11 protein-coding genes are annotated in these 15,029 nt (G+C 67.8%); 3 read left to right on the forward strand and 8 right to left on the reverse strand.

The window, feature by feature from the left end:
* From V7026_RS04845 to V7026_RS04855, 3 genes are all read right to left on the reverse strand, one after another.
* A partial coding sequence (locus V7026_RS04845; RefSeq protein ID WP_334154149.1) for an ABC transporter ATP-binding protein occupies positions 1-828 on the reverse strand: 828 nt, incomplete at its 3' end.
* A 221-nt stretch (positions 829-1,049) separates the two neighbouring features.
* On the reverse strand, positions 1,050-2,258 hold the full coding sequence (locus V7026_RS04850; protein WP_334154150.1) for a CaiB/BaiF CoA transferase family protein: 1,209 nt from the start codon (positions 2,256-2,258) through the stop codon (positions 1,050-1,052).
* A gap of 6 nt (positions 2,259-2,264) precedes the next feature.
* Complete coding sequence (locus tag V7026_RS04855; RefSeq protein WP_334154151.1) at positions 2,265-3,449, reverse strand: acyl-CoA dehydrogenase; 1,185 nt, start codon at positions 3,447-3,449, stop codon at positions 2,265-2,267.
* 143 nt (positions 3,450-3,592) lie between these two features.
* Between V7026_RS04855 and V7026_RS04860 the strand changes: the two genes are divergently transcribed.
* The gene (locus V7026_RS04860) at positions 3,593-4,507 is read left to right on the forward strand and encodes a LysR substrate-binding domain-containing protein (RefSeq protein WP_334154152.1); all 915 of its coding nucleotides are present in this window, start codon (positions 3,593-3,595) and stop codon (positions 4,505-4,507) included.
* A gap of 79 nt (positions 4,508-4,586) precedes the next feature.
* On the opposite strand, the gene gabT is transcribed toward V7026_RS04860, so the two are convergent.
* Positions 4,587-5,897 (reverse strand): 4-aminobutyrate--2-oxoglutarate transaminase, encoded by a 1,311-nt coding sequence (gabT, locus tag V7026_RS04865; RefSeq protein WP_334154153.1) that lies wholly within the window; start codon positions 5,895-5,897, stop codon positions 4,587-4,589.
* Positions 5,898-6,056: 159 nt separating this feature from the next.
* Between gabT and V7026_RS04870 the strand changes: the two genes are divergently transcribed.
* Complete coding sequence (locus V7026_RS04870) at positions 6,057-7,460, forward strand: aminotransferase-like domain-containing protein (RefSeq protein WP_334154154.1); 1,404 nt, start codon at positions 6,057-6,059, stop codon at positions 7,458-7,460.
* Between the two features lie 114 nt (positions 7,461-7,574).
* The gene (locus tag V7026_RS04875) at positions 7,575-9,665 is read left to right on the forward strand and encodes a PhoX family protein (RefSeq protein ID WP_334154155.1); all 2,091 of its coding nucleotides are present in this window, start codon (positions 7,575-7,577) and stop codon (positions 9,663-9,665) included.
* Positions 9,666-9,671: 6 nt separating this feature from the next.
* Here V7026_RS04875 and V7026_RS04880 read toward each other — a convergent pair whose 3' ends face one another.
* The 4 genes from V7026_RS04880 to grpE all read right to left on the reverse strand — a co-directional run bounded on the left by V7026_RS04880 (position 9,672) and on the right by grpE (position 14,946).
* On the reverse strand, positions 9,672-11,036 hold the full coding sequence (locus tag V7026_RS04880; RefSeq protein WP_334154156.1) for an MBL fold metallo-hydrolase: 1,365 nt from the start codon (positions 11,034-11,036) through the stop codon (positions 9,672-9,674).
* A 113-nt stretch (positions 11,037-11,149) separates the two neighbouring features.
* Positions 11,150-12,280: a molecular chaperone DnaJ gene (gene dnaJ, locus V7026_RS04885; RefSeq protein ID WP_334154157.1), complete on the reverse strand. Its 1,131-nt coding sequence runs from the start codon at positions 12,278-12,280 to the stop codon at positions 11,150-11,152.
* A gap of 85 nt (positions 12,281-12,365) precedes the next feature.
* Positions 12,366-14,309 carry a molecular chaperone DnaK gene (gene dnaK, locus V7026_RS04890; protein WP_334154158.1) on the reverse strand — a complete coding sequence of 648 codons (1,944 nt, stop codon included), beginning with the start codon at positions 14,307-14,309 and terminating at the stop codon, positions 12,366-12,368.
* 94 nt (positions 14,310-14,403) lie between these two features.
* Positions 14,404-14,946, reverse strand: a complete 543-nt coding sequence (grpE, locus tag V7026_RS04895; protein WP_334154159.1) for a nucleotide exchange factor GrpE — start codon at positions 14,944-14,946, stop codon at positions 14,404-14,406.
* Between the last annotated feature and the right edge of the window lie 83 nt (positions 14,947-15,029).

Genomic DNA, 15,029 nt, shown 5'->3' on the forward strand with positions numbered 1-15,029 from the left:
GGCCGCGCCGTTGACGTTGAGGCCGCGCAGCCGGGTGCCGTCGGGCAGCGCCACGATGGCGTCTGTCCCCGCGGTCTCGACCACGCGGCCCTCCAACGCCGTGTTGTCCCCGACGAAGGAGGCGACGAAGCGGTTGACCGGCGTTTCGTACAGGCGATCGACGCGGTCGATCTGCTGGATCACACCCTCGTTGAACACGGCTACGCGGTCCGACATGGTCAGTGCTTCGGACTGATCGTGCGTGACGTAGACGAAGGTGATGCCCAGTTGCCGGTGCAGCGCCTTCAGCTCGATTTGCATGTGCTCGCGCAACTGCTTGTCGAGCGCGCCCAGCGGCTCGTCCATCAGCACGAGCTGGGGGTCGAACACCAGCGCCCTGGCCAGGGCCACGCGCTGCTGTTGCCCGCCGGAGAGTTGCGCCGGGTAACGGTCCGCCATGCGTCCCATCTGCACCATGTCCAGCGCGCGCTTGACCTTGGCGTCGCGTTCCGCGCGCGGCAGGCGACGCACGGTCAGCGGATAGGCGATGTTGTCCGCCACCGTCATGTGGGGGAAGAGCGCGTAGTTTTGGAACACCATCCCGAAGTGCCGCTTGTGCGGCGGGGTGTGGGTGATGTCGCTCCCGCGCAGCCGGATTTCGCCCGCCGTGGGGGTCTCGAAGCCGGCCAACATCATCAACGTGGTGGTTTTGCCCGAGCCAGACGGCCCCAGCAGCGAGAGGAACTCCCCAGCTTCGATGTCGAGATGGAGGTCGCGCACCACCAGGTGCTCGCCGTCGTAGGTCTTCTGGACGCCGGAGAAGGTAACCAGGGGGGCTTGTGTCGTCATGCGTCGTTGTCAAGTACCACTGGCGCGAATCTACCGGGCAATGGCCCCCATGGCCGATACAGTTGGGGCCGCTCGTCGGCCTGGGTGTGCTGTTGCCCCGTCCGCTACAGGGAAACCCCTATGGTGCGTCAAGGGCGGTTGTGGCGTCCCTGTGCTGGCAGATGGTGCATGCCGCCGTCGCCATGCCCTTATGGGGTGCACCATCTGCCGGCTTGCCGCGCTCAACGCCCGCTGGAGCCATCTGCCCATGCCGCCCGGTCGGCGTTCAGCACCGGGGGCGGGCGCTGCGCCGTGGGCCGCTGGCCGTCGAAGAGCACCGGATGCCCCACCATCGGGGGGCGACCCGGTGCGGCGGGCAGCACCATGCCGCGCGCCTGCACATGCGGGTGGGCCATTACCTGCCCAATGTCATGAATCGGCGCGCAGGGCACGCCGGCCGTGTCCAGTTGTCGCACCCAATCGGCCGTGTCGCGTGTGCGGGTCCATTCGGCAATCTGCGGCACCAGGATGCTACGGTGCTCGACCCGCGCCGGGTTGGTGGCAAAGCGCGCATCACGGGCCACCTCGGGGTGGCCGGCCACCTCGCAAAAACGCTGAAACTGCCCGTCGTTGCCCACGGCCAGCACCAGGTGCCCGTCGCGGGTGGGGAACGCCTGATAGGGCACGATGTTGGGGTGGGCATTACCCATGCGCCGGGGCGTGCGCTGGCCGATGAGCTGGTTGCTGGCCTGGTTGGCCAGCATGGCCACCTGCACATCGAACAGCGACGCATCCAGCACCCGGCCGCGACCGGTGTGCTGGCGCTCGTGCAGCGCGGCCAGGATGGCGGTGGCTGCGTACACGCCCGTCATCAGGTCTGTCACGGCCACGCCCACCTTCTGTGGCTCGCCGTCGGGCTCGCCGGTGATGCTCATCAACCCGCCTTCGGCCTGGATGGCAAAGTCGTAGCCGGCCTTGTGCGCCAGCGGGCCGTTCTGGCCGTAACCAGTGATGGAGCAGTAGATCAGCCGCGGGTTGATGGCCTGCAGGTTGCGCGCATCCAGGCCGTACTTCGCGAGCTGGCCGACCTTGTAGTTTTCGATCAGCACATCGGCTTCGCGGGTCAGTTCGCGCACCTGCTGGATGCCCTCGGGGCTGGCGATGTCGATGGCGACCGAGCGTTTGCCCCGGTTGGCGCAGGCGAAGTAGGCCGCCACGCGCGCATCCCCTTGCGCCGGGTCGGGCTGCCACCACGGCGGCCCCCAGGCGCGCGTGTCGTCGCCGCTGCCGGGGCGCTCCACCTTGATCACGTCGGCCCCGTAGTCGGCCAGGATTTGGCTGGCCCACGGGCCGGCCAGCACGCGCGACAGGTCCAACACCCGCACACCCGCCAGCGGGCGGGGGGGCGCGACACCGGCGCCCGGGGCGCCTGCAGTGGCATTCGGCACCATGGCGCGTCAGGCCGAGAAGGCTGCAATGCCCGTGATCGCGCGGCCCAGGATCAGCGCGTGGATGTCGTGCGTGCCTTCGTAGGTGTTGACCACCTCCAGGTTCACCAGGTGGCGGGCCACGCCGTATTCGTCGCTGATGCCGTTGCCGCCCATCATGTCGCGGGCCATGCGGGCAATGTCCAGCGCCTTGCCGCAGCTGTTGCGCTTGAGGATGGAGGTGATTTCCACCGCGGCCTTGCCCTCATCTTTCAGCCGCCCCAGGCGCAGGCAGCCTTGCAGGCCCAGGCTGATTTCGGTCAGCATGTCGGCCAGCTTTTTCTGGATGAGCTGATTGGCGGCCAACGGGCGGCCAAACTGCTGGCGGTCCAGCACATACTGGCGGGCACGGAAGTAGCAATCCTCCGCCGCGCCCAGCGCCCCCCAGGCGATGCCGTAGCGTGCGCTGTTGAGGCAGGTGAAGGGCCCTTTTAGGCCGCGAACCTCGGGGAAGGCGTTTTCTTCGGGGCAGAACACTTCGTCCATCACGATTTCGCCGGTGATGGACGCGCGCAGGCCCACCTTGCCGTGCACGGCGGGGGCGCTCAGGCCCTTCCAGCCCTTTTCCAGAATGAAGCCGCGAATCTGCCCCTCATCGTCCTTGGCCCAGACGACGAACACGTCGGCGATGGGGGAGTTGGTGATCCACATCTTGGCGCCGCTGAGGCTGTAGCCCCCCGGCACCTTCTTGGCCCGGGTGATCATGCTGCCGGGGTCGGAGCCGTGGTTGGGCTCCGTCAGGCCAAAGCAACCCACCCATTCGCCGGTGGCCAGTTTGGGCAGGTATTTCTGCTTTTGCGCCTCGGTGCCGAATTCGTAGATCGGCACCATCACCAGCGAGCTTTGTACACTCATCATGCTGCGGTAGCCGCTGTCGACGCGCTCCACCTCGCGCGCCACTAGGCCGTAACAGACGTAGTTCAGGCCCGCGCCGCCGTATTGCTCGGGGATGGTCGGGCCCAGCAGGCCCAGTTCACCCATCTCGTTGAAGATGGTGCGGTCGGTCTTTTCGTGGCGGAAGGCCTCCTGCACGCGGGGCAGCAGGCGCTGCTGGCAGTAGGCATGGGCGGCGTCGCGCACCTGGCGCTCGTCGTCGGTGAGCTGCTCGTCCAGCAGGAAGGGGTCGGACCAGGAAAAGCGGGCGTGGGAAGCCATGGGGATGTCTCACATCTGGAGGGGTTGCGAACGGACCCATCCTAAAGTGGGATATCGGCCATGGCAAACGAAAAATTTTCGGTCAGATATGATCGAATCGAATAAAAGCCGTGCCGGTCTGCACGATGACTCCAAGCGTGACCATGACGCGCAAGCTCCCATCCACCCAAGCGTTGAACTGCTTCGAAGCCGCAGCCCGCCACCAGAGCTTCACCCGCGCCGCGCAAGAGCTAAACCTGACGCAAGGCGCCGTCTCGCGTCAGGTGGCGGCGTTGGAGGCATTTCTGGGTGTGCCGCTGTTCAAGCGCACCCAGCACGGCATGGCGCTCACCCCCGCCGGGGCCGACTATGCCCGCCAGGTGCGCCAGCGGCTCGATGCCCTGGAGCGCGACGCCGTGGATCTGATGGGCCGCCGCGGGCAGGGCGACAGCCTGACGCTGGCCACCGTGCCCACCTTCGCCACCCGCTGGCTCATTCCCCGCCTGCCCCGGCTGGCCGCGCAACACCCCGACTTGCTGGTGCATCTGGAAACCCGCACCCGGCCCTTTCTGTTCACCGACACCGGCATCGACGCCGCCTTGTGGGCGGGTACCCCGCAGCAGTTGCAGCAATGGGCCGGCACCCAGGCTACCCACCTGATGGACGAAGACGTGCTGCCGGTGTGCAGCCCGCGCCTGCTGCCCCAGGGCCATCCCGTCGAGCCGGCCGCGCTGGCCGAATGGCCTCTTCTGCAGCAGTCCACCCGGCCCGAGGCCTGGCGCCAGTGGTTCGACGCCCAAGGCGTGGACGCTCCGCGCGCCATGGCCGGTCCCCGATACGAACTCTTTTCCATGCAGGCTGCCGCCGCCATGGCCGGCCTGGGCGTGGCCCTCATGCCCACCCTGCTGGTGCAGGCGGAGCTGGCCAGCGGCGCGCTGGTGGTGGCGTGCCCGCGGCCCTTGAAAGCCCAGCGGGCTTATTACCTGGTGCAGCCGCAGGTGGCCAAACGGCCGGCGCTGGCGCTGTTCAGGCAATGGCTGGTGGCGGAGTGTGCCGGAGAGTTGTGCGGTACGTTATAGCGGTGCAACAACGATCAGATGTTCTACCCGTTTGGGCGCTGTTGGCGCGAAGCCATTGGATCTGTCCACGTTCTCTCCATCACCCCTTGGCCGCCTTCAGCGCCTCGCCCATGATGGCCAGGCCCTCGTCCAGCAGGGCATCGCTGGCGGTGAGGGGCACCAGAATGCGGATGACGTTGGCATACACGCCGCACGACAGCAGCACCAGGCCACGCTTGAGCGCCTCGACGCACATGCGCTTGGTCAGGTCGGCGGCGGGTTTGTGCAGGTCGCCGCCCTCGAACAGTTCGATGGCCACCATAGCGCCCAGGCCGCGCACGTCTTGAATCTCCGCGTGCTGTTGCGCCAGCGCGCGCAGACCGGCTGTCAGGCGCTCGCCCACGGCGCGGGAGCGTTCCAGCAGGCGCTCTTCCTCGAACACATCCAGCACGGCCAGCGCGGCGGCGCAGGCGAGCGGGTTGCCGGCGTAGGTGCCGCCCAGGCCGCCCGGCAGGGGCTTGTCCATGATCTCGGCCTTGCCGATGACGGCCGACAGCGGAAAGCCGCCCGCCATGCTCTTGGCCATGGTGATGAGGTCGGGTGCCACGCCCCACTGCTCGCAAGCCAGCCAGGTGCCGGTGCGGCCGGCACCGGTTTGCACCTCGTCGGCGATCAGCACGATGCCGTGCTGGTCGCACAGCGCGCGCAAGGCCTGGGCGAATTCGCGCGGGGCCACGTAGAAGCCGCCTTCGCCTTGCACCGGCTCCAGGATGATGGCGGCCACGCGCTGCGGCTCCACGTCGTACTTGAAGATGTGCTCCACCGAGCGCAGGGCGTTGGCCACGCTGATGCCGTGCAGCGGGTTGGGGTATTCGGCGTGGTAGATCTCGGCCGGGAAGGGGCCAAAGCCAGCCTTGTACGGCGCCACCTTGCCCGTGAGTGCCATGCCCAGCAGCGTGCGGCCATGGAAGCCACCGCCGAAGGCAATGACGGCCTGCCGCTGGGTGGCGGCGCGGGCGATTTTGATGGCGTTTTCCACCGCCTCGGCGCCGGTGGACAGGAAGATGGCTTTCTTGGCGAAGTGGCCCGGCGCCTTGGCGATGAGGCGCTCGGCCAGCTCGACATACGGCTCGTAGGCCAGCACCTGGAAGCAGGTGTGGTGCACCTTGTCGAGCTGGGCCTTGACGGCCTCGACGATCTTGGGGTGGCGGTGCCCGGTGTTGAGCACGGCGATGCCGCCGGCAAAGTCGATGTAGCGGCGGCCTTCGACGTCCCAGATCTCAGCGCCTTCGGCGTGATCGGCAAAGACCTCGTAGGTCTGGCCCAGGCCGGCGGGCAGGGCGGCGCGGCGGCGGGCCATCAGCGCGGCGTTGGTCTTGGCGGCGGATTGCAGTTGGGGGTCGCTGTGCATGGGGGGCTCCGGTCGAAGGATGGCGGCGCGAGGGAACGGCCGCCACGATGGATGGCACTGTATCGGCCCACTGGCCCGATAACATATACAGAGGCGTCTTTTGTGCCGATGCACTGTATTGCCCCGACGCCCGATACAGCCCGATACAGATTGGCCCCGATGTTCACCCTGGACCCCCAACACCCCACGCCCCTGGTGCTGCAGATCGTCGATGGTTTTCGCGAGCTGATCCGCGCCGGCGTGCTGCGCCCCGGGGCCAAGGCGCCATCGATCCGGCAGTTTGCGCATGCGCATGGCGTGAGCGTGTACACCGTCGTCGATGCCTATGACCGGCTGGTGGCGCTGGGGTACTTCGTCTCGCGGCCGCACTCGGGGTTTTTCGTGCGCAGCCGCGAGAGCCAGGCCGAGGCGGCAGCCGGGCCCGGGCCCCAGTACCACTTCGACTCCATGTGGTACTTGCGGCGGGTGTTCGAGAACCGCAACCTGCGTCTGAAACCCGGCTGCGGCTGGCTGCCCAACGACTGGCTGTTTGGCGACGGACTCAAGCGCAGCCTGCGTGCGCTGGCGGGCGACTCGGTGGATTTGGGCGGATACGGCGAGCCCAAGGGCTTTACCCCGCTGCGGCAACTGGTGCGCGACCTGCTGGCCGAGCAGGAAATCGTGCTGACCAGCGACCAGGTGCTGCTGACGCACGGCTCCAGCCAGGCGATGGATCTGGTGGCGCGACGCTTGGTGCAGCCGGGCGATGCGGTGTTGGTGGACGAGCCCGGCTACCCAAACCTGCTGTTTTCGCTGCGTTTTCTGGGGGCGCGGCTGATCGGCGTGCCCCGCACTCCGCAGGGCTGGGACCTGGCCGCGCTGGAAGCGCGCATTCTGGAGCACCGGCCCAAGGTCTTTTTCACCCAGCCACGGCTGCAAAGCCCCACCGGCTCCGTGGCGCATCTGTCCCATCTGCACCGGGTGGTGCAACTGGCCGAACGCCACCAACTGCGCGTCGTGGAAAACGATATCTACGCCGATCTGGACCCGGAGCCGCGTCCGTCGCTCGCCAGCCTGGACCAGCTGCAGCGGGTGGTGCACATCGGCAGTTTTTCCAAAACGATTTCGCCCAACCTGCGCGTCGGCTACGTCGCTGCGCACCCCGATGTGCTGGAGGACTTGGCGCAGCTCAAGATGATCTCGGGGCTGACGTCATCCGAGTTTTCGGAGCGCCTGGCCTACGGGGCGCTGATCGACGGCCGCTGGCGCAAGCACCTGCGCGTGCTGCGCCAGCGTCTGGCCGATGCGCACCAGCGCACGGCCGAGCGGCTCGAACGCAAAGGCTTCGGGCTGTTCGCGCAGCCCGCGGCGGGCATGTTCCTGTGGGCGCGGCACCCAGCGATCGACAACGCCTCGACGCTGGCCTATCAGGCGGCGGAGCAGGACATTCTGCTTGGGCCAGGCCACTTGTTTGGACTGGATCTGTCACCCAGCCCGTGGCTGCGCTTCAATGTCGCGTTTTGCGAGGACGAGGCACTGTGGCGCTTTTTGTCCGAGGCCACGGGCGGGGCTGGCGGGCGTTGACAGGGCGGTAACGCCTGCTGTCACGGTCGTTTCACACGCCGTGGCAACACTCCGGAGGCTTTCCCAATCCGCCGGAGATGTTTCGTGGCGCAAAGTCTTCTCGATGATGATGGGGTGTCCAACCCGTCTCGCAATCTGCACCTGCAGCAAGTGGTCGATCGCGCGATCGCGATCCAACCCAGTCGTCGTCAGCTGATGAAAATCGGCCTCGGCGCCGCCTCGCTGCCGTTCCTCGGCATGCTGTCGGGCTGCCTGGGTGGTGGCGACGACCCGGTGGAGCAGATGCTGGGTTTCCAGGGCATCCCGACGGCCACCGGCGACAGCGTCCTCGTGCCGGCGGGCTACGTCGCCACGGCCTTCCTGCCGTGGGGCGAGCCGATCAACGCCAACGCACCGGCGTGGAAGCCCGACGCCAGCAACACCGCGGCCGAGCAGGAGCTGCAGGTCGGCGACAACCACGACGGTATCGAGTTCTTCGGCTTCAACGCCGCCGGCAATGGCTTCGGCAACCGCAGCGACGAGGGCCTGCTGGTCTTCAACCACGAGTACATCAATCCCGAGTATTTCTACGCTCCGGGCTCCAACCCGGACGACTGGCTGCAGCCGTTCACGCTGGAGAAGGCGCGCAAGGGGCAGGCCGGCCATGGCGTCACGATCGCGCACATCCGCCGTCGTGCCGACGGCATGTGGGAGCACGTAAAGACCTCGCCGTACAACCGCCGCATCCACGGCAACACGCCGGTCAGCATCCAGGGGCCGGCCGCGGGCCATCCGCTGATGCGCACGGCGGCCGATCCAGCCGGCACGATGGTGCTGGGCACACTGAACAACTGCGGCGCCGGCCGCACGCCGTGGGGCACCTACCTGACCTGCGAGGAAAACTTCAACGGCTACTTTGGCTGGAACGGTGACCGCACGCCGACCGCGCTCGAGCGCCGCTACGGCATCACCAAGGGCGGGTTCGGTTACCTCTGGCACACCGTCGACCCGCGCTTCGACGTCAACGCCAACCCGAACGAGCCGAACCGCTTCGGCTGGGTGGTGGAGATCGACCCGTTCGACCCGAACGCCCGCCCGGTCAAGCGCACGGCGCTGGGCCGCTTCAAGCACGAGAACGCGGCGGTGTCGATCGGCCCGGACGGCCGCGTCGTGGTCTACATGGGCTGCGACGAGCGCAACGAGTACATCTACAAGTTCGTCTCCAGCGGCAAGTTCGACGCCGCCAACCCCACCAGCGCCGCCAACCGCCGCCTGCTGGAGCAAGGGACGCTGTACGTGGCGCGCTTCGACGCCGGCCCGGTCGCCGGCGATCGCATGGGCAGCGGCGTCTGGATCCCCCTGCTGCCGGGCACGGTCGGGCTGGACGGCAAGCCGCTGCGCGAGAACCCGAACTTCGCCGCCGCCACCGATGCCGAGGTGCTGGCGCTGATCATGATCAAGGCACGCCAGGCGGCCGACGCGGTCGGCGCCACGATGATGGACCGGCCGGAGTGGGTGACGGTCAACCCGAAGAACCCCGGCAACGTCTACGTGACGCTGACCAACAACAACCGCCGCGGCACGACGCCGGCGTCGTCGAACAACCCGGATGGATCCTCGAGCGCCGGCTCGGCCCGTCCGCCGGTCGACGAGGCCAACCCGCGCAGCAACAACCTGTGGGGCCACATCGTGCGCTGGACCGAGGCCGGCAACGACCCCGCGGCGACCACGTTCACGTGGGACATCTTCGTGCTGGCCGGACAGCCGTCGGTCACCGGGGAGCGCGCGCCGAGCAGCAACATCAACGCCAACAACCTGTTCAACAGCCCCGACGGCCTGATGTTCGACGGCTTCGGCCGCCTGTGGATCCAGACCGACGGCTCGTTCAGCAACACCGGTGACTACGCCGGCATGGGCAACAACCAGATGCTGGCGGCCGATCCGGTGACGAAGGAGATCCGCCGCTTCCTCGTCGGTCCGTCCGGCTGCGAGGTGACCGGCGTGACGTGGACGCCGGACCGCAAGACGATGTTCGTCAACATCCAGCACCCCGGCGAGCTGGGCAGCCATCCGAACCGGCCGAAGAACCCCGATGGGTCCACGTGGAGCGACAACCAGATCGCGCGCGATCCGACCCGCTTCTCGCAGTGGCCGACGCAAGGGGCGCGGCCGCGCTCGGCGACGGTGGTGATCCGCCGCACCGACGGCGGCGTGATCGGGGGTTGAGAGGGCTCACACCGCCCAAGTGGAGCCGTGCTCGGGCACGAGTGCCGAGCGGTGCAGCTCCCGTTCGATGCGGCCGCGCAGGGTGTCGGCCGCGTCCGCCTCGCCGTGGGTGACGAAGACGCGGCGGGGTTCGCCCGGGATGGCGCGCAACCAGGCCATCAGCCCGTCGGCATCGGCATGGGCCGACGCGGTCTGTAGCAGCGCCACTTCGGCCTGCACGGCCCAGTCCTGACCGTGGATGCGGACCGTCGGGGCGCCGCGCTGCAGCGCATCGCCGCGCGTGCCCGGCGCCTGGTAGCCGGTGAGAATGACCATGTGCCGGTGGTCCCCCAGGTAGAGCTTGAGGTGGTGCAGCACCCGACCGCCCGTGGCCATGCCGCTGCCGGCGAGAATCACCTTGGGGCCGTGGTGGCGCGCGATGGCCTTGGATTCGTCCGGCGTGCGCGCCGCCTGCACCCCGTGGGCCATGTGGTGCACCTGGGCCGCGCTGAGGCGGTGCTCCCCCGGATGGTCGGCGAGCAGCGCCGTCGCCTGCATGGCCATCGGGCTGTCCAGATAGACCGGCAGCGACCGCGGCAGCCGCTGCTGGCGCTTGAGCTGGTCGATCGCATGCATCACCGCCTGCGCGCGCCCCACTGCGAAGACCGGGATGACGGCGGTGCCGCCGCGGGCGGCGACGCGCGCCAGCAGCGGCGCCAGCTCGTCGATCAAATTGCCCGCTGGGTGCAGGCGGTTGCCGTAGGTGGATTCCACCACCACCACGTCGGCCGCCGGCGGGGGATCGGGCGGGAACATCAGCGTGTCGTCCACGCGGCCCAGATCGCCCGAGAACAGCAGGCGCCGCCCGCCGACCGTGATCAGCACCGATGCGGCCCCCAGAATGTGCCCTGCGCCAAAGAACTGCACCCGCCAGCCAGGGATCGGCTCGAACGGCTGGTACAGCGGCTGCGCGCGAAGGTGGCGCAGCGCGCGCATGGCGTCGTCCACCGTGTACAGCGGCAATGCGGGCGAATGGCGGGAGAAGCCGTGCCGGTTGGCAAAGGAGGCGTCCTCCTCCTGCAGGTGGGCGCTGTCGGGCAGCAGAATCTCACACAGATCGCGCGTGCCGGCGGTGCACCAGATCTTGCCGTGGAACCCTTCGCGCACCAGCAGCGGCAGGTGGCCGCTGTGGTCGATGTGGGCGTGGGTCAGCACCACGGCGCGGATCTGCCCCGGCACGATGGGCAGCGGGTTGCGGTTGCGCAGCCGCAGCGCCTTGTAGCCCTGGAACAGGCCGCAATCCACCAGCAGCGCGTCGCCGTTGTGCTGCACCAGATACTTGGAGCCGGTGACGGTGCCCGCGCCACCGAGGAATTGAATGCGCACGTCCATGCGCGCATCGTACCGGACGGCGTGCTGGCCGGGGAGGTTGCCTGTTCAACGGTCCCGGGGGCGACGCAGGCCGCGCAGGGCGGAGGCGGCCTGGGCGCGGGCCGCCCGTCCGGTCACGAGAAAAAATCCCGCGCCTTCTCGAACCAGCCCTTTTCGTTGGGGCTGTGTTTGTTGCCGTTCTTTTTGAGCGACTCGTCCAGCTCGCGCAGCAGCCGGCGCTGGTGCTCGGTCAGCTTGACGGGGGTTTCCACCGCGATGTGGGCGTACAAATCCCCGGGGTAGCTGGAGCGCACGCCCTTGATGCCGCGGCCGCGCAGGCGGAAGGTCTTGCCGTGCTGCGTGCCTTCGGGAATGTCGATCGTGGCCTTGCCGTCCAAGGTCGGCACGTCCACCTCGCCGCCCAGCGCCGCGGTCGTGATGCTGATGGGCACCTGCACATGCAGGTCGTCGCCGTCGCGCTCGAACAGGTCGTGCTTGCGGATGCGGATCTCGATGTACAGGTCGCCCGGCGGGCCGCCGTTGCGCCCAGGCTCGCCGTTGCCGCTGGAGCGGATGCGCATGCCGTCGTCGATGCCGGCCGGGATCTTGATCTCCAGCGTCTTGTGGCGCTTGATCTTGCCTTCGCCGCGGCAGGTGGGGCAGGGCTCGGGGATGATCTTGCCGCTGCCATGGCAGTGCGGGCAGGTCTGCTGCACACTGAAGAAGCCTTGGCGCATCTGCACCACGCCATTGCCGTGGCAGGTCGGGCAGGTCTTGGCACTGGTGCCGGGCTTGGCGCCCGTGCCGTGGCAGGTGTCGCAGTCCTCCCAGCTCGGGATGCGGATTTGGGCATCCTTGCCGCGGGCGGCTTCCTCCAGCGTGATTTCCATGGCGTACGACAGGTCGTTGCCACGGTACACCTGCCGGCCGCGCCCGCCGCGCGGGGCACCGAAGATGTCACCGAAGATGTCGCCGAACGCCTCGGAGAAGCCCGCAAAGCCGTCCCCGCCCGCGCCACCGGCGCGCATGTTGGGGTCCACCCCGGCGTGCCCGTACTGGTCGTACGCGGCGCGTTTCTGGGGGTCGGAGAGCATCTCGTAGGCTTCCTTGACCTCCTTGAACTTCTCCTCCGCCACCTTGGCCGAATCGCCCTGGTTGCGGTCGGGGTGGTACTTCATGGCCAGCTTGCGGTACGCCTTTTTGATGTCGTCATCGCTGGCGTTGCGGGCCACGCCCAGGATCTCGTAATAGTCACGTTTGGCCATGTCGATCCACGGATGTCATGAGCACGAAAGCCGCGCCGGGAGGAGGCCCGTGCGCGGCGTGGGGTCGTCCAAGCAGCGACGGCGATCAGTCGCGCTTGACCTCCTTGACCTCGGCGTCGACGATGTCGTCCGCGCCGCCCTTGGCACCGCTGCCGCCCGCGCTGCCGGCACCGCCCGCCTGCGCGTCGGCCGTGGCCTGGGCCGCCTGCATGTCGGCGTACATCTTCTCGCCCAGCTTCTGGCTGGCGCTCATCAGGGCCTCGGTCTTGGCTTCGATCGCGGCCTTGTCGTCGCCCTTGACGGCGTCTTCGACCTCCTTGATCGCGGCCTCGATGCGGTCGCGCTCGCCCGCGTCGAGCTTGTCACCGTAGTCCTTCAGGCTCTTGCGCACCGAGCTGACCAGCGCGTCGGCCTGGTTGCGGGCCTGCACCAGCTCGACCTTCTTCTTGTCCTCGGCAGCGTTGAGCTCGGCGTCCTTGACCATGCGCTCGATCTCGTCCTCCGTCAGACCCGAATTGGCCTTGATGGTGATCTTGTTCTCTTTGCCGGTGCCCTTGTCGCGCGCCGACACATGCAGGATGCCGTTGGCGTCGATGTCGAAGGTCACCTCGATCTGCGGGATGCCTCGCGGCGCCGGCGGGATGCCCTCCAGGTTGAACTCGCCCAGCAGCTTGTTGCCCGCGGCCATCTCGCGCTCGCCCTGGTAGACCTTGATGGTCACCGCCGGCTGGTTGTCCTCGGCGGTGGAAAACACCTGGCTGAACTTGGTCGGAATCGTGGTGTTCTTCTTGATCATCTTGGTCATGACGCCACCCATCGTCTCGATACCGAGCGACAGCGGGGTCACGTCCAGCAGCAGCACGTCCTTGCGCTCGCCCGACAGCACCGAGCCCTGGATGGCCGCACCGACCGCCACCGCCTCGTCGGGGTTGACGTCCTTGCGCGGCTCCTTGCCGAAGAACTCCTTGACCTTCTCCTGCACCTTGGGCATGCGCGTCATGCCACCGACCAGGATCACGTCGTCGATGTCGCTGACCTTGACGCCGGCGTCCTTGATCGCCACGCGGCAGGGCTCGATCGTGCGCTCGATCAGCTCTTCCACCAGGCTTTCCAGCTTCGCGCGGGTCAGCTTGATGTTCAGGTGCTTCGGCCCCGTGGCATCGGCCGTGATGTAGGGCAGGTTGATGTCGGTCTGCGAGCTGTTGGACAGCTCGATCTTGGCCTTCTCGGCCGCTTCCTTCAGGCGCTGCAGGGCCAGCACGTCCTTGGTCAGATCGACGCCCTGTTCCTTCTTGAACTCGGTGATGATGTAGTCGATGATGCGCTGGTCGAAGTCCTCGCCACCCAGGAAGGTGTCGCCATTGGTGGACAGCACTTCGAACTGCTTTTCGCCATCGACGTCGGCAATCTCGATGATCGAGATGTCGAACGTGCCACCGCCCAGGTCATAGACGGCGATCTTGCGGTCGCCCTTGCCGGCCTTGTCCAGACCGAAGGCCAGCGCCGCGGCGGTCGGCTCGTTGATGATGCGCTTGACTTCCAGGCCCGCGATGCGCCCGGCGTCCTTGGTGGCCTGGCGCTGCGCGTCGTTGAAGTAGGCCGGCACGGTGATGACGGCTTCGGTCACCGGCTCGCCGAGGTAGTCCTCGGCGGTCTTTTTCATCTTGCGCAGCACTTCGGCGCTGACCTGCGGCGGCGCGAGTTTCTGGCCGCGCACCTCCACCCAGGCGTCGCCGTTGTCGGCCTTGACGATGGCGTAGGGCATCAGGTCGATGTCCTTCTGGACTTCCTTTTCCTCGAACTTGCGGCCGATCAGGCGCTTGACCGCAAACAGTGTGTTGCGGGGGTTGGTGACGGCCTGGCGCTTGGCGGGTGCGCCGACGAGGATTTCGCCATCCTCCATGTACGCGACGATGGAGGGCGTGGTGCGCGCGCCTTCGGAGTTTTCGATGACTTTGGGGGCGCCGCCTTCCATGATGGCCACGCACGAGTTGGTGGTGCCCAGGTCGATGCCGATGATCTTGCCCATGTTGGTGCTCCTGATCGGTTCTGAATCGAGGGAATGTTGAAACTGTTTCGAATGTGGGGACGCCTGTGCGCCATTCAAGAGCGGGGTTGCGCGGTCACTGGGGCGCCGCGACCGTCACCAGGGCGGGGCGCAGCACCCGCTCGGCCATCAGGTAGCCCTTTTGCAGCGTGCTGACCACGGTGTTGGCGGGCTGGTCGGCCGGCACCATGCTGATGGCCTGGTGCTGGTGCGGATCGAAGCGCGCCCCCGCGGCGGGCGCGATGGGCGTGACCTTGTGGCGCGCCAGGGCCGAGAGCAGCTGCTGCAGCGTCGCCTCGGCGCCTTCGCGGATTTGTTGCGGCGTGGCTTTCTGCACGGCAAGCCCGGCCTCCAGGCTGTCCACCACCGGCAGCAGGCTCTCGGCAAACGCCTCGACGGCAAACTTGCGCACCTTGGCGATTTCCTCCTCGGCGCGGCGACGGGTGTTGTCGGCATCGGCCAGCGCGCGCAGCAGCTGGTCGTTGAGCTCGGCATTGCGCTGGCGCAGCGCGTCCAGCTCGGCCTGCAAATCGGCCGCGGCCGTGTCCTGCGCAGCGGACGACGAGGCGGGCGCATCGGCGCCGGGGGTGGGGGTCGGAGAGTTTTCGGGATTCGTCATGGTCGTCGTCATGGTCGTTGTGCGAGAGGCGTTCGACACCAGTTGGGCCAGATGGGGGCGCGCGACGGCGGTTCAAGGGGGGC

Origin of the sequence: Tepidimonas sp. (assembly GCF_036825565.1) — a bacterium.
Lineage (GTDB): Bacteria > Pseudomonadota > Gammaproteobacteria > Burkholderiales > Burkholderiaceae_C > Tepidimonas.